Source organism: Pseudomonas sp. BT76 TE3572 (genome assembly GCF_050435365.1).
In the GTDB taxonomy this organism is placed as follows: Bacteria; Pseudomonadota; Gammaproteobacteria; order Pseudomonadales; family Pseudomonadaceae; genus Aquipseudomonas; species Aquipseudomonas fluorescens_W.
In genome coordinates this window covers 5,921,403-5,938,662 of the sequence record NZ_JBNDKE010000001.1, presented here as the reverse complement: position 1 = coordinate 5,938,662, position 17,260 = coordinate 5,921,403, and the positions used below count along the sequence as shown (strand labels likewise).

The following is a 17,260-nucleotide window of genomic DNA, read 5'->3' as shown; positions in this document are numbered from 1 at the left end:
GCAAAAAAAAGGGCAACCGAAGTTGCCCAAAATGCCTTGCGTGCTCATTGCTTCCAGAAAGATCTACGGTTTGCGCTTTTGCGAATCCTTCCAGATAAAAAATCCAAACCCTGCAAAAAACAGAACCATGAGGCTAACTGTCAGCACTCCGGCGATCACCACGTTATCGAAAAACATGATTGGCCTCCTGCACTTGCCTTGTTGCGATGGGGCTAAGTTAACCAATCAGGCAGGAGAAAGAATTGACCGGGATCAATGTCGCCCGAGACTGGGCGTAAAGGAGGGGAAATAACTGACCTGCATCAACCGATGCAGGGTGTTTCAACGCTTTTTCGGTTTGTTCTTCGGCTTTTTCTTCGCTTTACCCAACGGCATGGCGTGCTCGAACGCCTGGCGTACTTCGTTCAGGCGCTTTTCATTAAGGTCATGAACTCGCTTGGCGCGTTCGGCGTTGAGGTCGATCAGCTTGTCGTCTTGGCTCATGGTGCTCAGTGCATCGCTTGGAATGAAGTTCAGTTGCCGTGTCTGCTGGCAAGGATGTACCAATAATGCGGTCTGAGGGCGGCGCTGACCAGCCGTGACTTTAAATCTGGATATCGACCCACAAACCCTGCCGTGGCTGATCTTCCATCAACGGCGCCACTGGCACGGTATTGTCGGCGTTAAGCTGGTTACCGGGAATCGCCAGGTGTGCTTCAGGATCCTCATTGGCTTCGCGGCGGCGTCTTTGCTGTTCCTGCTTGCGGCGCTGTTCCTCGCGCAGCTGAAACGCCGCCTCTTCCGGATCGCGCTGTTGCAGGTCGATGGTATTTTCGTTGGAGCTTTCCTGCACCGGTACCACGGGCGGAATATCCGGCCGCTGGCGAATCGGATCCTGCTGTGAGGTGATTGGCACGGCACTCAAGGGGAGCATCGGTGGCAGCATAATTATTAGTCTCCTGTCAGCAGGCTGTCGGCTGCGGGGATGGCGACTTGAGCCATCGGTCGCAAACTGTGACCCGTTTGGCACGAATAGGTGCCCCGACCTGCATGCGCTGCATCGTTGGACTAACGTAAGACTGCGAGTTTTTATGAGAGTCCTTTGGCCCTGAAGCCCTCATTCCGTTAAGATAGCCCGCTTTTTCAAGGTGGGAGTCAGGCAGCATGGCGCAGCAGTATCAACCGGGGCAACGCTGGATCAGTGACAGCGAAGCCGAGCTGGGTTTAGGCACCGTTCTGGCACAGGACGGCCGCTTGTTGACCGTGCTCTACCCGGCCACTGGCGAGACTCGCCAGTACGCGCTACGGAATGCGCCCCTTACCCGCGTGCGGTTTTCGCCGGGTGACTCGATCACTCACTTCGAAGGCTGGAAACTGACCGTACAAGAAGTCGACGACGTCGACGGCCTGCTGGTTTACCACGGCCTCAACGGGCATAACGAAGTGGTTACCCTGCCGGAAACCCAACTGTCGAACTTCATTCAGTTCCGCCTGGCCAGCGATCGTTTGTTCGCCGGGCAGATCGACCCGCTGGCCTGGTTCTCCCTGCGCTACAACACCCTGGAACACACCAGCCGCCAATTGCAGTCCGCGCTTTGGGGCCTCGGTGGCGTGCGTGCGCAACCGATCGCGCACCAGCTGCACATCGCCCGTGAAGTCGCCGACCGCATTGCGCCGCGGGTTTTGCTGGCAGACGAAGTGGGCCTGGGTAAAACCATCGAAGCCGGTTTGGTGATCCATCGCCAACTGCTCTCGGGCCGCGCCAACCGCGTGCTGATCCTGGTTCCGGAGAACCTGCAGCACCAGTGGCTGGTCGAGATGCGCCGCCGCTTCAACCTGCAAGTTGCGCTGTTCGACGAAGAACGCTTCATCGAAAGCGATGCCGCCAACCCGTTCGAAGACACCCAGCTCGCGCTGGTTGCACTCGAGTGGCTGGTGGAAGACGAGAAGGCCCAGGACGCGCTGTTCGCCGCCGGTTGGGACCTGATGGTCGTCGACGAAGCGCACCACCTGGTGTGGCATGAAGACAAGGCCAGCCCTGAGTATTCGCTGGTCGAGCAACTGGCCGAAGTCATTCCCGGCGTCCTGCTGCTGACCGCGACCCCGGAACAACTGGGTCAGGACAGCCACTTCGCGCGCCTGCGCCTGCTCGATCCGAACCGTTTCCATGACCTGCACGCCTTCCGCGCCGAGAGCGAAAACTATCGCCCGGTGGCCGAAGCCGTTCAGGAGCTGCTGGACAAAGGGCGCCTGTCGCCTGAAGCACACAAGACCATTCATGGTTTCCTCGGCAACGAAGGCGAAGCCTTGCTGACGGCGGTCAACGATGGCGACACCGAAGCCAGCGCCCGCCTGGTCCGCGAACTGCTTGACCGCCACGGCACCGGCCGCGTGCTGTTCCGCAACACCCGCGCCGCCGTGGCGGGTTTCCCGGAGCGCAAGCTGCATCCGTACCCGCTGCCATGCCCCGACGAATACCTCGAACTGCCGTTGGGTGATCACGCCGAGCTGTACCCGGAAGTCAGCTTCCAGGCCCAGCCGGACGCCAACGAAGAAGAACGCTGGTGGAAATTCGACCCGCGCGTCGAGTGGCTGATCGATCAGCTGAAGATGCTCAAGCGCACCAAAGTGCTGGTGATCTGCGCCCACGCTGAAACCGCCATGGACCTGGAAGACGCCCTGCGCGTGCGTTCCGGCATTCCGGCCACGGTCTTCCACGAAGGCATGAACATCCTCGAGCGTGACCGCGCCGCCGCCTACTTCGCCGACGAAGAATTTGGCGCGCAAGTGCTGATCTGCTCGGAAATCGGCAGTGAAGGTCGTAACTTCCAGTTCTCGCACCACCTGGTGCTGTTCGATCTGCCCTCGCACCCGGACCTGCTGGAGCAGCGTATCGGTCGTCTGGACCGGATCGGCCAGAAGCACATCATCGAACTGCACGTGCCGTACCTGGAAACCAGCCCGCAAGAGCGTCTGTTCCAGTGGTACCACGAAGCGCTGAACGCGTTCCTCAACACCTGCCCGACCGGCAACGCCTTGCAGCATCAGTTCGGCCCGCGCCTGCTGCCGCTGCTGGAAAATGCCGACGACGGCGAGTGGCAAGCACTGATCGACGAAGCCCGCGCCGAGCGTGAACGTCTTGAAGCCGAGCTGCACACTGGCCGTGACCGTTTGCTGGAGCTCAACTCCGGCGGCGCTGGCGAAGGTGATGCGCTGGTCGAGGACATCCTCGAACAAGACGATCAATTCGCCCTGCCGATCTACATGGAAACCCTGTTCGACGCGTTCGGCATCGACAGCGAAGACCACTCGGAAAACGCGCTGATCCTCAAGCCGAGCGAAAAAATGCTCGACGCCAGCTTCCCGCTGGGCGACGACGAAGGCGTGACCATCACTTACGACCGCAACCAGGCGCTGTCTCGCGAAGACATGCAGTTCATCACCTGGGAACACCCGATGGTGCAAGGCGGCATGGACCTGGTCTTGTCCGGTTCCATGGGCAACACCGCCGTGGCGCTGATCAAGAACAAGGCGCTGAAACCTGGCACCGTGTTGCTGGAACTGCTTTACGTCAGCGAAGTGGTTGCCCCGCGCTCGCTGCAACTGGGCCGTTACCTGCCACCGGCCGCCCTGCGCTGCCTGCTCGATGCCAATGGCAACGACCTGTCGGCCCGTGTGTCGTTCGAAACCCTTAACGATCAGCTGGAAAGCGTACCGCGTGCCAGCGCCAACAAGTTCATCCAGGCCCAGCGCGATCAGCTGACGCCACGGATCAACGCTGGCGAAGAGAAGATCTTCCCGCGTCACGCCGAACGCGTGGCTGAGGCGCAACGTCGCCTCGCGGCTGATACCGATGAAGAACTGGCGCGCCTGACCGCGTTGCAAGCGGTCAACCCGACCGTGCGTGACAGCGAACTGGTTGCCTTGCGCAATCAGCGCGAGCAAGGCCTGGCCATGCTCGATAAGGCTGCGCTGCGACTGGAAGCGATTCGGGTGTTGGTGGCGGGTTAACTCCCCTGCTCCACTGCTAAAACAAAAGGCCCGCAGCGATGCGGGCCTTTTTTATGGTTTGACGCTGAACCAATGTGGCGAGGGAGCTTGCTCCCTCGCCACAAGTTTCGTGCTCGCTCCTCTTACGCAGTGACCGCCGGAATTTGTGGCTCAACCACCGCCACTAACCCTTCCTTCATCCGCTTGGCATCGCGCACAAAACACCGCGAAGCCAGGAACAGAAACACCATGGTGAAAAACAGCGCTACCGGGATCAAATACATCGCGTCATGCAAGCCGACAGCCTTGAACGCCTCGGTCATCTGTTCAGCACCGGCCGTGAGCATCGCCGTATGCGCAAAGTGGTCGGACAATGCGCCCACCACCACCGGTCCCAAACCACCACCCAACAAATACAACCCGGCAAAGAACAGCGCCATGGCCGTAGCCCGCAAGCGCGGCTCGACTACGTCCTGAATGGCGGTGTAAACGCAGGTGTAGAAGTTGTAGGCAAACAACCAGCCCACACTGAACACCGCCACAAATACCCCGATCTCGATCCGCCCGGAATGCAGCGCCCAAGCCGTGCACACGGTCGAGATGATCAAGCTGAACGCGGCAAACAGCAGTCGCCCATTGGCCACCCGCTGATGAATCTTGTCAGCCACCCAACCGCCCAGTGTCAGGCCGAACAACCCGGTCACGCCAACAATCACCCCGGTTGCCACCGCCGCTTCCTGCAACGGCATCAGGAAATAGCGCTGCAGCATCGGCACCAGAAACGAGTTGCAGGCATAGGTCGCGAAGTTGAAGCACAGCCCCGCCATCACCAGCCACAGGAAAGTCGGCACCGCCAGCACTCGACGGATCGGCCGGTCTACGCGCTCCTGCGAGACTTGCACACTCTCGGCGGCGCCGCGTTTCGGTTCTTTGATGTAGAACATGAAGATCGCCAGGATCAGCCCCGGCACTGCCGCGATAAAGAACGGCGCGCGCCAACTGTCGAAGGCCTTGACCATCGCGCCGATAGTGAAGAACGCCAGCAGCAGCCCCAATGGCAGCCCCAGCATGAAGATACCCATCGCCCGCGCCCGGCGGTGGGCCGGGAACAGGTCGCCGATCAGCGAGTTGGCGGCCGGTGCGTAACTGGCTTCACCGATGCCGATGCCCATGCGCACGATCAGGAAAGCCCAGAAACTCCCCACCAGTCCGTTGACGGCTGTCAGCCCGCTCCACGCCGCCAGGCCCCAGCCCATCAATTTGCTGCGTGAACCGGTATCGGCCATCCGCCCCAGAGGCAGGCCGGCAATGGCATAAACGAGGGTGAATGCGGTACCGATGATCCCCAGCTGAAAGTCGCTGAGGTGCCATTCCATGCGGATCGGTTCGATGATGATGGCCGGAATGGTGCGATCGAAGAAGTTGAACAGGTTGGCCAGGAACAGCAGGAACAGAATGCGCCAGGCATTCGCCGCTTGGGTCGAGTTCTGCATGGGTCCGTCTCTTTTATTGTTATTGGGGCTTCACTGCCAACGCATCCGAGCCCGGAACCTGCAATCTAGTCAGGCCCGCCAGAGCTGTCTGTCACTATTTGTAAAGCTGATACCCCCCCATGGAAGATGTCGCAGCTGATACACCATTTATTTCCAAACGCTCTAACGCTCATTCCAAAATGGTTAGCGCCAATTTGCCACTATGGTTTGCACTCTAAACACGCCTTCTATACTCCAAAGCATTCGCCAGCGTTCATGGCGACAGCCAGGATGACAACGGGGCATGCTATGGAGTGGCTTGGTTTGCATTTCATTACCGAGCTGACGGCGAACGGCCAGGTAATACTCAACAGCACACATGACCCTTTTCTGGTACTGCTGGCTTATCTGGTCGCCTGTGTCGGCAGCTTTGCCACATTGGACATGGCCGAACGGGTCGGTCACGTGGAAAAACCCGCCTCGCAGCGGCTCTGGCGCTGGGTCGGTGCCAGTTGCCTGGCGGGCGGGATATGGGCCATGCACTTCATTGGCATGCTCGCGTTTCAGGCGCCGATCGACATTCAATATGAATTACCCATCACGCTCCTTTCTCTGTTGATCGCCCTGCTCGCCTCATGGCTGGCCATGCATACGCTCAGTCATCCCCGCCTGAGTTTTTGGCAATATCTCCAGGCGTCGATCTGCATTGGCCTGGGCATCGCCACCATGCATTACGTGGGCATGAGCGCCATGCGTTCGAGTGCGATGGCCTATTACCAACCCACGCTATTCGCCCTCTCCATCGTGATCGCCATCGGTGCCTGCCTTGCAGCCCTGCTGATATCAAGTCATCTGCGCGACGGCACCGGTCTGTTCCATCAACTGCTCAAATACAGCGCCAGTCTGGTGCTCGGGGCAGGCATCATCAGCATGCACTTCACCGGCATGGCCGCCTTCAATCTGGTGCTGCCCGCCGACAGCCTCCAGCCGTCGCCCGGCGTAAACAACCATCTGCAACTGGGTCTGACGGTGGCGATCATGACGCTACTGATCATCGGCAGCAGCATCAGCGCGGCGCTGGCGGACAAGAAGCTGCAAAACAAGGAGCGCGACCTGCAACGGGTCAACGCCCTGCTCAGTCAACTGGACCAGGCGAGGATGTCGTTACAACAGGTGGCGCACTACGACCCCCTGACCAACCTGATCAACCGTCGTGGCTTCAACCAGATTTTTGCCGAGAAGCTCATCGAGAAAACCAACGAAGGCGGCATGCTGGCGGTGCTGTTCCTGGACATCGACCATTTCAAGCGGATCAACGACAGCCTCGGCCATGATGCCGGCGACGAATTGCTCAAAGTCCTGGCCACCCACATAAAGTGTTCGGTACGCAGCCACGAAGATGTGGTTGCGCGCTTCGGAGGCGACGAGTTTTGCATCCTCATCGGCCTGCATGATCGTGATGAAGCGCGGCATATGGCCCAGCGCATCATGGCAAAAATGAAGGAGCCCATCGAGCTGTCAGGGCGGCGCATGGTCATGACCACCAGTATCGGCATCAGCTTGTTTCCGGAAGATGGCAAGACCTGTGAAGAGTTGCTGAAAAACGCTGACCTTGCGCTGTATCAGTCCAAGGACGCTGGGCGCAATGGCCTGAATTTCTTCAGCGAAGACCTGAAAACCCGCGCGACGCTGGAACTGCAGCTCGAAGAAGAACTGCGCCACGCCCTGCGCGAAAACACCGGACTGATGCTCTATTACCAACCGATCTACGACCTGAAAACCGCTCAGGTCAGCAAACTTGAAGCGCTGGTACGCTGGCAACATCCGGTTCACGGACTGCTGGCACCGGACCGGTTCATTGCCATCGCCGAGGCCAATGGCCTGATCGCCGAACTGGACAACTGGGTCCTGCGCAAAGCCTGTGAGGATCTGGGCGAATTGTCGCGTCAGGGTTGCGAGGACTTGCGCATCGCCGTGAACTGCTCGCCCCTGAACCTGGCGCGCGAAGATTTAGCCGATGAAATCGAACACGCGCTGCGGGTCTCCGGAGTGGCGCCGCAGCGGCTGGAACTGGAAGTGACCGAAAATGCGCTGATGGGCAACATCGCCGATACGCTGGTGTTGCTGCGCCAGATTCGCGCCCTCGGCGTGTCGCTGTCGATTGATGACTTCGGCACCGGTTATTCATCTCTGGCCTATCTCAAACGGCTGCCACTCAACACGCTGAAGATCGACCGCTCGTTCATCCAGGACATTCCCAAGGCCACCCAGGACATGGAAATCGTTCAAGCGATCATCGTCATGGCCCACACGCTGCATTTGCAGGTGGTGACCGAAGGCGTCGAAACCCTTGAGCAATACGAGTTTCTGGAGCGTAACGGCTGCGACTTCGTGCAGGGCTACCTGCTCAGTCGTCCGGTACCGCTGGCGCAATTGCGTCCCGTGCTGAGCGAAATCAACCAGCGCAAACACCCGTACGCTGTCAGCCCTTTGAGTCTGGTTCGCGGTACAACTGCACTAGCGTCGACGGATCTTTTTCCAGAAACCCCTGCCCCCCATGCAGGCGCATCAGTTGTGCGGCCAGTCCACTGATCGGCGTCGCCGAGCCTTGCTCACGGGAAAACTTCACCGCGGTGTCGAGGTCTTTGAGCAGCGTGCGCACATGCCATTTCACCGGTTCAAAACGGCTTTCGGCCATTTGCGGAGCAAGGATCTGTAACGGCTTTGAATCGGCAAACCCGCCGGCCAGAGCCTCGGCGATCAGGCTGGCCTGCACCCCGGAACGCTCGGCCAGCGCCACCACTTCGGCAATCACCAGCGCGTTGCAGGCAACGATCATCTGATTGCAGGCCTTGGTCACCTGGCCCGCTCCGACGGCACCCATGTGGGTCACGCGCTGGCCGAGGCTCAACAGCACAGGCCTGACGCGCTCAAGATCCGCCGCTTCACCGCCCACCATGATCGCCAGGCTGCCAGCCTCGGCGCCGACCACTCCGCCGGACACGGGTGCATCCAGCCAGCTCATGCCGGTTTGGCTGACCAGCGCTGTCGCCATGTCCCGCGTCGCGGTGGGTTCAAGGCTGGAAAAATCCACCAGCAACTGACCGCTTTTCGCCCCCTCGGCAACACCGGCCGGGCCAAACACCACCTCACGAACCACCGAGGTGTCCGCCAGGCACAGCATCACCACGTCGGCGTGCCGGCACAGCTCAGCCGGCGTGGCGACCTGTCGTGCACCGGCCTCGACCAGCGGCGCGCACTTGGCTGGATTGCGGTTCCACACCGTCAGCGGATAACCCGCTGCCAGCAAGCGCCGGCACATTGGCAAGCCCATCAGGCCGACCCCGGCAAATCCGAGCGAAGGTAACGATGCCATCATCTGGCCTCCTTTTGATTAAAGATTGGCGAATATTGGCCGATTCATCATGACTTAGGAAAGGATTCCCCCGAGTAATGCTCAGGCCAAGGCCCTGACGCTTGGGCCAAATACGCGCTGAAAAAAGACGCGAGATCCCATCCGTGATGGTTCGACGACATCGTGTCGCTCAACCAACCAGCCCAGGTACATGGCGCACAATGACTTCTAAAAATAATCCGGCCCCTGCGATATCCGATCTGACGTTGAGCCCCGCGGCAAACAGTCCCGCACCGTCGAAGCCATTGACGCCATCGCGCCCGTTGTCGACTCAGCAATACCTGTACTTCACCGAAACCAACACCGACCGCATCCTCGATAACCTCGATGGTCTGCGTGACATGGTGTTCCCGCGCCCACCGCATCTGGAAGGCGACAGCGAACATCACAGCGATCAGGAATTCCCCTCGGTGTGCCTGATCGGCCTGGGCCGCTGCGGTTCGAACATCGCGCTGGACGTTGCGGAGCTGGTGTACAACGCCCGCAAGTTCTACCTCAATGAATTCAATAACGAAGATCGCCTGTCGCCGGAAAAACGCTTCGCCGAAAAGGGCTACAGCCCGGCACAGTGGATTCGCAACAACCTGCGCCTGGGGTCGAACAAGGCCACCAAACCGGTGTTCCTGGTAGAGCCGCTGGTCATGCTCGGCGACTTGGACAAAGACATCGCCGGCCGCATCCGTTTCTCGCGCAAGGGCGAAAAAAGCGGTTTCCTGCGCGACTACAGCAAAATGAAAATAATGGACTTGTCGGAAGTCCACGCCGGTGGCGCCGGTAACGCGCCGATCCTCGGTCAGTACCTGGCCAAGATCATCCTGAACAAGGACACCCAGCGTTTCTCCAGCCCTGACTGGAAGATGATTCATTCGTACCTGATCGACAGCTGCGGGATCAAGGCCAACCAGTCGCGCCTGTATTTCTCGATCTTCAGTGCTGGCGGCGGTACCGGTTCGGGGATGGCCTCGGAGTTCGGCCTGGCCCAGCAACACTCGTACATGAACAAGACGTTCGACACCAAGCCGATGGACGAGCACGACGGCAAGAGCGGTCATTCCTTCGTCTTCGAGCCGATCTTCACCAGCGGCATCTGCGTGTTGCCGAACATTTCCGATCATCGCAGCGAAATGTCCGAGGCGCTGCACATCAACGCCGGTCGCCTGCTGTGTAAATACCTGTCGGAAGAGTGGGACTTCTCCTACAACTTCGCCAACGAAGACAGCAGCGAAGCCAGTGTCATGGGCCGTATCCGCCCATGGAACGCCATGATGCTGATCTCCAACGACATCATGCGTTACGCCGAAGAAAGCGATGACGGCAACATTCAGAACATCGACGTCAACGCGATGGAAAAGCACGCTAACCAGTACATCTCACAGCAGATCTTCAACATTCTGACGGCTCAGGCGGTTACCACCGACTACGACCAGAACTATTTCCGTCGCGCCGGCATCGACATTGGCGAAACCATTCGCCTGGACGCCAACGACCTGTTCATGAGCCTGGCCGGTCCGGTAGCGATTGCCTACGCCGAGTCCGTGGTGCCGGAAACTCCGCCGCCGAGCAGCGACAAGTTCAAGGTGTTCGAGAAAGAACCGCAGCGCCTGAACATCGACGACCTGTTCTTCCGCTCCATCGACTTGCCGCACTTCAACAAAGTGACCCAGGCAATCGAAGGCATCAGCCTGCTGCCGATCGAATCCAAGCGCTATCGCGCCTCGCTGGAGCAGTACAAGAATTCGGGGTATGACGCGGCCGCGTTGCACGACCTGCACTTCTTCAAGAACTGCTCGTCGGTGGTCTCGATTGTTTCGCTGCCGAAGGACTACAAACTGTCCTACATGGACTTGAACCGGTTAAAGACTCACCTCAACAGCCTGTTCCCGAACACCACGCTCAAGCGTTACGCGCTGGTCATCGGTGCCTCGGCCAACCTGTCGCTGACCACCCTGATCGCCAAGAGCCCGTGCCTGTCGGACGATTTCCTGACGCTGATCGTGGCCTTCATCAAGCGTTGCTTCGCGAAAACTCCGTACCGCTTTGACGAAACCCTGGATAACTCGATCCTGGACTTCATCATTAATGAAGAGTTCGACGAAGACCGGATCGACGAGCTGCTGAATGAGTTCGAGAACCCGGCGAAGATCCTCGACACCAACTGGTACGCGATCAAACCGATGTACGAGAAGAAGTACCGCGAGCTGATCAATGACAAAGACAAGTTCGTCTCGATCAATGACATTCGTCTGTCCCGGGATTGCGTGAAGAAGTCGATCAAGTACTTGCGCGAGATTTATCGTCACCGCATTGGCAAGACCAAGGTTATTTCGCTGAATAACCATACCGGCAAGACGTTCTCGGTCTGACACAAAACCGCGTCGCGACCATTCGCGAGCAAGCCCGCTCCCACATTTGATCGCATTCCTTCTGAAGAAATACGGTCAAATGTGGGAGCGGCGGTGCGACGATTCGACTTGCTCGCGAAAGCGGTCTCACATCCGACACCAATCCCAACATTCAGAAACAATTAAGCAGCCTTCAGGCTGCTCAATAAACTGTTCCCGTTACGTTTACGTCACCCTCGCCAAGACCCTTCTGTGGCCTTTCTCTACGGCAACATGCCATCACGCTACTCGGCTACACACTTTTGCCCGACAAAGGCTCGCACCAATAGAGTGCACTCATTCAGCTCGTCGCCCTTTCCTGGATCAGAATCCACGGCGAAACGACCACTGCCCACAGTTCCGGATCGCGTTCAAAAAGATCCAGCGCTCGCGTTTCAGACAGCTTGGCGACCTTGTCGGCGGCCAGCCAGGCAGCCACTTTCTCGCCTTCATCGGTCGCGACTGCCTCTGCTGCAGCAATCAAATCCAGACCGGGATCGACCCACAATAGGGCACCCCTGGCGAAGAACGGCTCCAGCTCTTTCCAGGTAATAGATGCGGTTTCACCAAGCAGCTTGGCATAGAGGGTGCTAGGTTCTTGAGTCATGGGTCCTGTCCGGAAAAGAAATCGACGTAATCATAACGTTGGTGGTCTGGCAGAAAAACCCGGATGGAATAGAGTTACCGATTGAAAACAGCAGGAAAGCCAAGGATTGCTGATATTTCAGCTATAACCCCCGCCGCCATTCTGTCTTTTTCTTTCAATAAAGCGACACCCTCAGGTTTTGCCCCCTGGCGCCAGCTTCCCAGGCTAACAATTGGCGCTCTACACTGTACCGGTACAGTTGCCGGGGGCATTTTCCGGAGGATATCGAAGATATCTGACCCGGTTCTGCTGCTACGGCGCCAGGACTATAAAAACTACAACAGTAAGAGTGGAGCACTATGACTAAGGCTACTAAGCAGATTTCCAAACTGTTTGCCGCTATGGTTCTGGCCGGGGTTGCCAGCCATTCGTTCGCAGCTGACACCATCAAGATCGGCATCGCCGGCCCTAAAACCGGCCCTGTAGCCCAATACGGCGACATGCAGTTCAGTGGCGCCAAAATGGCCATCGAACAGATCAACGCCAAAGGCGGCGTAGACGGCAAGAAACTCGAAGCCGTTGAATACGATGACGCCTGTGATCCAAAACAAGCGGTAGCGGTCGCGAACAAAGTCGTCAACGACGGCGTCAAGTTCGTGGTCGGCCACCTGTGCTCCAGCTCCACTCAACCGGCTTCGGACATTTACGAAGACGAAGGCGTGATCATGATCACCCCGGCTGCCACCAGCCCGGACATCACCAATCGCGGTTACAAAATGATCTTCCGTACTATCGGTCTGGACAGCGCCCAAGGCCCTGCCGCCGGTAACTACATTGCCGACTTCGTAAAACCGAAGATCGTTGCTGTTCTGCACGACAAACAGCAATACGGTGAAGGCATCGCCACCGCCGTGAAGAAAACCCTGGAAGGCAAAAACGTCAAGGTTGCCGTGTTCGAAGGCATCAACGCCGGCGACAAAGACTTCTCTTCGATGATCTCCAAGCTCAAGCAAGCCAACGTCGACTTCGTCTACTACGGCGGCTACCACCCAGAGCTGGGCCTGATCCTGCGTCAAGCACAGGAAAAAGGCCTGAAAGCCAAGTTCATGGGTCCGGAAGGCGTGGGTAACGACTCCATTTCGCAGATCGCCAAAGACGCTTCCGAAGGTCTGCTGGTAACCCTGCCGAAATCCTTCGACCAGGATCCGGCCAACATCGCCCTGGCTGATGCGTTCAAAGCCAAGAAAGAAGACCCAAGCGGTCCGTTCGTGTTCCCGGCCTACTCGGCTGTTGAGGTCATCGCTGGTGGTATCACTGCCGCCAAGAGCGAAGACCCTGCCAAAGTGGCTGCTGCCATCCACGCAGGTTCCTTCAAGACCCCGACTGGCGACCTGAGCTTCGACGCCAAGGGCGACCTGAAAGACTTCAAATTTGTGGTTTACGAGTGGCACTTCGGCAAACCTAAAACTGAAGCCAAGCCTCAGTAAGGCGTTGCCTGACTGACTGCCAACAAAGCCCACGGCGTGCCGTGGGCTTTGTTTTACGAACGTATTGGGCCGCGCTGGCGTGATCCGCCAGTCTCCCCACCTGAAAATCTCAAAACCGTCATCAGCGGTTCGCTGGCAAACCTCGCGTTCGAAGTGGATGCAGATCCACGGGGCTCGAGCGGGAAAATGACTCCACCAGTGAAATGCGTATCAGGTTTTTAGGAGCGCTGTAATGCCTGACATCTATCACTTTTTCCAACAGCTGGTTAATGGTCTGACCATTGGCAGCACGTATGCCCTGATCGCCATCGGCTATACGATGGTTTACGGCATCATTGGAATGATCAACTTCGCCCACGGCGAGGTGTACATGATTGGTTCCTACGTGGCGTTCATCGCCATTGCGGGCCTGTCCATGATGGGACTCGACAGTGTTCCGCTGTTGATGACCGCCGCTTTTCTCGCGACCATTGTCGTGACCAGTGCCTACGGTTACAGCATCGAACGGATCGCCTACCGCCCGTTGCGCGGCAGCAACCGTCTGATCCCGCTGATTTCCGCCATCGGTATGTCGATCTTCCTGCAGAACACGGTTCTGCTGGCGCAAGACTCCAAGGACAAATCCATCCCCAACCTGATCCCCGGTAACTTCTCCATCGGGCCAGGTGGCGCACAAGAAGTGCTGATTTCCTACATGCAAATCGTGGTGTTCGTGGTGACCTTTGTCGCCATGCTCGGCCTGACGATGTTCATCTCCCGCTCTCGCCTGGGTCGCGCCTGCCGTGCCTGTGCCGAAGACATCAAGATGGCCAACCTCTTGGGCATCAACACCAACAACATCATCGCCCTGACCTTCGTCATCGGTGCCGCACTGGCAGCCATCGCGGCTGTGTTGCTGAGCATGCAGTACGGCGTGATCAACCCGAACGCCGGTTTCCTGGTCGGTCTCAAGGCCTTCACCGCAGCGGTATTGGGCGGTATCGGCAGCATCCCCGGCGCCATGCTCGGCGGGATCGTGCTTGGGGTGGCGGAAGCCTTTGGTGCCGATATCTTCGGCGACCAGTACAAGGACGTCGTGGCGTTCGGCTTATTGGTTCTGGTGTTGTTGTTCCGGCCAACCGGCCTGTTGGGCCGTCCGGAGGTTGAAAAAGTATGACTAGGAATCTTAAACAGGCGTTGTTCAGCGCCTTGCTGGTGTGGGCCGTTGCCTACCCGGTACTCGGTCTGAAACTGACCATTGTCGGCATCAACCTCGAAGTCCATGGCACCAGCACTACAACGCTGATCACCATCGCCGTGTGCTCGGTGCTGATGTTCCTGCGGGTGTTGTTCGACCACCAGATCAGTTCGGCCTGGAAAGCCTCGCCAAACCTGCCGGTGATGCCGGCCAAGGCCAGTACGTTCCTGACCCTGCCGACCACTCAGCGCTGGATCATCATCGCGTTGATCATCGGCGCGCTGGTCTGGCCGTTCTTCGGCTCCCGCGGTGCGGTGGATATCGCCACGCTGGTGCTGATCTACGTGATGCTCGGCCTGGGCCTGAACATCGTGGTCGGCCTGGCCGGTCTGCTCGACCTCGGTTACGTCGGCTTCTATGCCGTCGGCGCCTACAGCTATGCGCTGCTGTCGCACTACTACGGTCTGAGCTTCTGGATCTGCCTGCCAATCGCCGGGATGATGGCGGCCACCTTCGGCTTCCTGCTCGGCTTCCCGGTCCTGCGTCTGCGCGGTGACTATCTGGCGATCGTGACGCTGGGCTTCGGTGAAATCATCCGTCTGTTCCTGCGTAACCTGACCGGCCTCACGGGTGGTCCGAACGGCATCAGCAACATCGAGAAACCGACGTTCTTCGGCCTGACCTTCGAACGTAAAGCCGCTGAAGGCCTGCAGACCTTCCACGAGTACTTCGGCCTGGAATACAACTCGATCAACAAGGTGATCTTCCTTTACCTGGTCGCCTTGTTCCTTGCCCTGTTCGCGCTGTTCGTGATCAACCGCTTGCTGCGCATGCCGCTGGGCCGTGCCTGGGAAGCGTTGCGTGAAGACGAAATCGCCTGCCGTGCGTTGGGTCTCAATCCTACCGTGATCAAGCTCTCCGCCTTCACCCTCGGTGCCTGCTTCGCCGGTTTCGCCGGCAGCTTCTTCGCCGCGCGTCAGGGCCTGGTGACACCGGAGTCGTTCACCTTTATCGAGTCGGCGACCATCCTCGCCATCGTGGTGCTGGGTGGCATGGGCTCCCAACTGGGCGTCGTACTCGCCGCCACGGTGATGATCCTGCTGCCGGAAATGATGCGTGAGTTCAGTGAATACCGCATGTTGATGTTCGGCGCCTTGATGGTGCTGATGATGATCTGGCGTCCTCAAGGTCTGCTGCCTATGCAACGCCCCCACATGGAGCTGCGCAAATGAGCCGCGAGATCCTTAAAGTCGAAAATCTGAGCATGCGCTTCGGCGGCTTGCTGGCGGTCAACGGCGTAGCCCTGAGCGTGAAGGAAAAACAGGTCGTGGCACTGATCGGCCCCAATGGCGCTGGCAAGACCACCGTGTTCAACTGCCTGACTGGCTTCTACCAGCCGAGTGGCGGCAGCATCCTGTTGGACGGCGAGCCGATCGAAGGCCTGCCCGGCCACAAGATCGCCCTCAAAGGCGTGGTGCGCACCTTCCAGAACGTGCGGTTGTTCAAGGACATGACCGCGGTCGAGAACCTCTTGATCGCCCAGCACCGTCACCTGAACACCAACTTCCTGGCAGGCCTGTTCAAGACCCCGTCGTTCCGCAAGAGCGAGCGCGAGGCCATGGAGTTCGCCGAGTACTGGCTGGACAAGGTCAACCTCAAGGCCTTCGCCAACCGTCCGGCCGGCACCCTGGCCTACGGTCAGCAACGTCGTCTGGAAATCGCTCGCTGCATGATGACCCGCCCGCGGATCCTCATGCTCGACGAACCGGCCGCCGGCTTGAACCCGAAGGAAACCGAAGACCTGAAGGCGCTGATCAGCATGCTGCGTGAAGAGCACAACGTCACCGTGCTGCTGATCGAACACGACATGAAACTGGTCATGAGCATTTCCGACCACATCGTCGTGATCAACCAGGGCACGCCTCTGGCCAACGGCACGCCGGAACAGATCCGCGACAATCCCGAAGTGATCAAAGCCTACCTGGGGGAAGCGTAAATGCTGCAATTCGAAAACGTTTCCACCTTCTACGGCAAGATCCAGGCCCTGCACAGCGTCAACGTCGAAGTCCGCCAGGGCGAGATCGTGACCCTGATCGGCGCCAACGGTGCCGGCAAGTCGACCCTGCTGATGACGCTCTGCGGTTCGCCGCAAGCCCACAGCGGCAGCATCCGCTACATGGGTGAGGAATTGGTCGGCCAGAGCTCCTCGCAGATCATGCGCAAGAGCATCGCCGTCGTGCCGGAAGGTCGTCGGGTGTTTGCCCGCCTGACCGTGGAAGAAAACCTCGCCATGGGCGGGTTCTTCACCGACAAGGGCGATTATCAGGAACAGATGGACAAGGTTCTCGGACTTTTCCCACGCCTGAAAGAACGCTTTGCCCAACGCGGCGGCACCATGTCCGGCGGCGAACAGCAAATGCTCGCCATTGGCCGTGCGCTGATGAGCAAACCCAAGCTGTTGCTGCTCGACGAACCTTCGTTGGGCCTGGCACCGATCATCATCCAGCAGATCTTCGACATCATCGAACAGCTGCGCAAGGATGGCGTGACGGTGTTTTTGGTGGAGCAAAACGCCAACCAGGCGCTGAAAATTGCCGACCGTGCGTACGTTCTGGAGAACGGCCGGGTGGTGATGACAGGCACTGGGGAAGCGCTGCTGACCGACCCGAAAGTGCGTGAAGCGTACCTGGGTGGTTGAGTCTTCGCGGTAAACAAAAAACGGCCTTCGGGCCGTTTTTTTATGCCAACCACACACTCAAATGCCAATGAAAAT

General features: G+C 58.7%; 14 protein-coding genes. 8 read left to right on the top strand and 6 right to left on the bottom strand.

Annotation, left to right across the window (positions count from 1 at the left end):
* Nucleotides 1-63: 63 nt before the first annotated feature.
* The 3 genes from ccoM to ABH912_RS27100 all read right to left on the bottom strand — a co-directional run bounded on the left by ccoM (nucleotide 64) and on the right by ABH912_RS27100 (nucleotide 925).
* Nucleotides 64-177, bottom strand: a complete 114-nt coding sequence (gene ccoM / locus ABH912_RS27110) for a cytochrome c oxidase subunit CcoM (protein WP_033059045.1) — start codon at nucleotides 175-177, stop codon at nucleotides 64-66.
* 144 nt (nucleotides 178-321) lie between these two features.
* Nucleotides 322-483, bottom strand: a complete 162-nt coding sequence (locus tag ABH912_RS27105) for a hypothetical protein (RefSeq protein ID WP_095128014.1) — start codon at nucleotides 481-483, stop codon at nucleotides 322-324.
* Between the two features lie 100 nt (nucleotides 484-583).
* Nucleotides 584-925, bottom strand: a complete 342-nt coding sequence (locus tag ABH912_RS27100; protein ID WP_033059043.1) for a hypothetical protein — start codon at nucleotides 923-925, stop codon at nucleotides 584-586.
* A gap of 218 nt (nucleotides 926-1,143) precedes the next feature.
* Between ABH912_RS27100 and rapA the strand changes: the two genes are divergently transcribed.
* On the top strand, nucleotides 1,144-3,990 hold the full coding sequence (rapA, locus tag ABH912_RS27095) for an RNA polymerase-associated protein RapA (RefSeq protein ID WP_429512073.1): 2,847 nt from the start codon (nucleotides 1,144-1,146) through the stop codon (nucleotides 3,988-3,990).
* A gap of 122 nt (nucleotides 3,991-4,112) precedes the next feature.
* On the opposite strand, the gene ABH912_RS27090 is transcribed toward rapA, so the two are convergent.
* Nucleotides 4,113-5,462 (bottom strand): spinster family MFS transporter, encoded by a 1,350-nt coding sequence (locus ABH912_RS27090; RefSeq protein WP_033059039.1) that lies wholly within the window; start codon nucleotides 5,460-5,462, stop codon nucleotides 4,113-4,115.
* Nucleotides 5,463-5,750: 288 nt separating this feature from the next.
* On the opposite strand from ABH912_RS27090, the gene ABH912_RS27085 reads away from it, so the two are divergent.
* Complete coding sequence (locus ABH912_RS27085; RefSeq protein ID WP_429512070.1) at nucleotides 5,751-8,033, top strand: putative bifunctional diguanylate cyclase/phosphodiesterase; 2,283 nt, start codon at nucleotides 5,751-5,753, stop codon at nucleotides 8,031-8,033.
* Here ABH912_RS27085 and ABH912_RS27080 read toward each other — a convergent pair.
* Complete coding sequence (locus tag ABH912_RS27080; RefSeq protein ID WP_082459161.1) at nucleotides 7,924-8,820, bottom strand: NAD(P)-dependent oxidoreductase; 897 nt, start codon at nucleotides 8,818-8,820, stop codon at nucleotides 7,924-7,926. The two genes, ABH912_RS27085 and ABH912_RS27080, sit on opposite strands and share 110 nt — an antisense overlap.
* 197 nt (nucleotides 8,821-9,017) lie before the next feature.
* Here ABH912_RS27080 and ABH912_RS27075 point away from each other — a divergent pair, with 197 nt between their 5' ends.
* Entirely contained in the window at nucleotides 9,018-11,219 is a 2,202-nt protein-coding gene (locus ABH912_RS27075; RefSeq protein ID WP_033059034.1) for a hypothetical protein, read from the top strand.
* 319 nt (nucleotides 11,220-11,538) lie between these two features.
* On the opposite strand, the gene ABH912_RS27070 is transcribed toward ABH912_RS27075, so the two are convergent.
* Nucleotides 11,539-11,844, bottom strand: coding sequence for a DUF2288 domain-containing protein (locus ABH912_RS27070; RefSeq protein ID WP_007906642.1), 306 nt, complete (start codon nucleotides 11,842-11,844; stop codon nucleotides 11,539-11,541).
* A gap of 338 nt (nucleotides 11,845-12,182) precedes the next feature.
* Between ABH912_RS27070 and ABH912_RS27065 the strand changes: the two genes are divergently transcribed.
* The 5 genes from ABH912_RS27065 to ABH912_RS27045 all read left to right on the top strand — a co-directional run bounded on the left by ABH912_RS27065 (nucleotide 12,183) and on the right by ABH912_RS27045 (nucleotide 17,185).
* A complete protein-coding gene (locus ABH912_RS27065; protein WP_123366878.1) occupies nucleotides 12,183-13,310 on the top strand; it encodes a branched-chain amino acid ABC transporter substrate-binding protein in 1,128 nt (375 codons plus the stop codon).
* Between the two features lie 232 nt (nucleotides 13,311-13,542).
* The gene (gene livH / locus ABH912_RS27060) at nucleotides 13,543-14,466 is read left to right on the top strand and encodes a high-affinity branched-chain amino acid ABC transporter permease LivH (protein ID WP_033059029.1); all 924 of its coding nucleotides are present in this window, start codon (nucleotides 13,543-13,545) and stop codon (nucleotides 14,464-14,466) included.
* Entirely contained in the window at nucleotides 14,463-15,719 is a 1,257-nt protein-coding gene (locus ABH912_RS27055) for a high-affinity branched-chain amino acid ABC transporter permease LivM (protein ID WP_033059027.1), read from the top strand. The genes livH and ABH912_RS27055 overlap by 4 nt, the downstream gene beginning before the upstream one ends.
* Complete coding sequence (gene livG / locus ABH912_RS27050) at nucleotides 15,716-16,483, top strand: high-affinity branched-chain amino acid ABC transporter ATP-binding protein LivG (RefSeq protein ID WP_033059026.1); 768 nt, start codon at nucleotides 15,716-15,718, stop codon at nucleotides 16,481-16,483. Before ABH912_RS27055 ends, livG begins: the two co-directional genes overlap by 4 nt.
* A complete protein-coding gene (locus ABH912_RS27045; protein ID WP_008147292.1) occupies nucleotides 16,484-17,185 on the top strand; it encodes an ABC transporter ATP-binding protein in 702 nt (233 codons plus the stop codon).
* Nucleotides 17,186-17,260: the final 75 nt, after the last annotated feature.

Coding starts and splice junctions, on each gene's coding strand:
- ABH912_RS27055 (WP_033059027.1), top strand. CDS start 14,463: ATGACTAGGAATCTTAAACAGGCGTTGTTCAGCGCCTTGCTGGTGTGG.
- ABH912_RS27075 (WP_033059034.1), top strand. CDS start 9,018: ATGACTTCTAAAAATAATCCGGCCCCTGCGATATCCGATCTGACGTTG.
- ABH912_RS27085 (WP_429512070.1), top strand. CDS start 5,751: ATGGAGTGGCTTGGTTTGCATTTCATTACCGAGCTGACGGCGAACGGC.
- rapA (WP_429512073.1), top strand. CDS start 1,144: ATGGCGCAGCAGTATCAACCGGGGCAACGCTGGATCAGTGACAGCGAA.
- ABH912_RS27080 (WP_082459161.1), bottom strand. CDS start 8,820: ATGATGGCATCGTTACCTTCGCTCGGATTTGCCGGGGTCGGCCTGATG.
- livG (WP_033059026.1), top strand. CDS start 15,716: ATGAGCCGCGAGATCCTTAAAGTCGAAAATCTGAGCATGCGCTTCGGC.
- ABH912_RS27105 (WP_095128014.1), bottom strand. CDS start 483: ATGAGCCAAGACGACAAGCTGATCGACCTCAACGCCGAACGCGCCAAG.
- ccoM (WP_033059045.1), bottom strand. CDS start 177: ATGTTTTTCGATAACGTGGTGATCGCCGGAGTGCTGACAGTTAGCCTC.
- ABH912_RS27090 (WP_033059039.1), bottom strand. CDS start 5,462: ATGCAGAACTCGACCCAAGCGGCGAATGCCTGGCGCATTCTGTTCCTG.
- ABH912_RS27070 (WP_007906642.1), bottom strand. CDS start 11,844: ATGACTCAAGAACCTAGCACCCTCTATGCCAAGCTGCTTGGTGAAACC.
- ABH912_RS27045 (WP_008147292.1), top strand. CDS start 16,484: ATGCTGCAATTCGAAAACGTTTCCACCTTCTACGGCAAGATCCAGGCC.
- ABH912_RS27100 (WP_033059043.1), bottom strand. CDS start 925: ATGCTGCCACCGATGCTCCCCTTGAGTGCCGTGCCAATCACCTCACAG.
- ABH912_RS27065 (WP_123366878.1), top strand. CDS start 12,183: ATGACTAAGGCTACTAAGCAGATTTCCAAACTGTTTGCCGCTATGGTT.
- livH (WP_033059029.1), top strand. CDS start 13,543: ATGCCTGACATCTATCACTTTTTCCAACAGCTGGTTAATGGTCTGACC.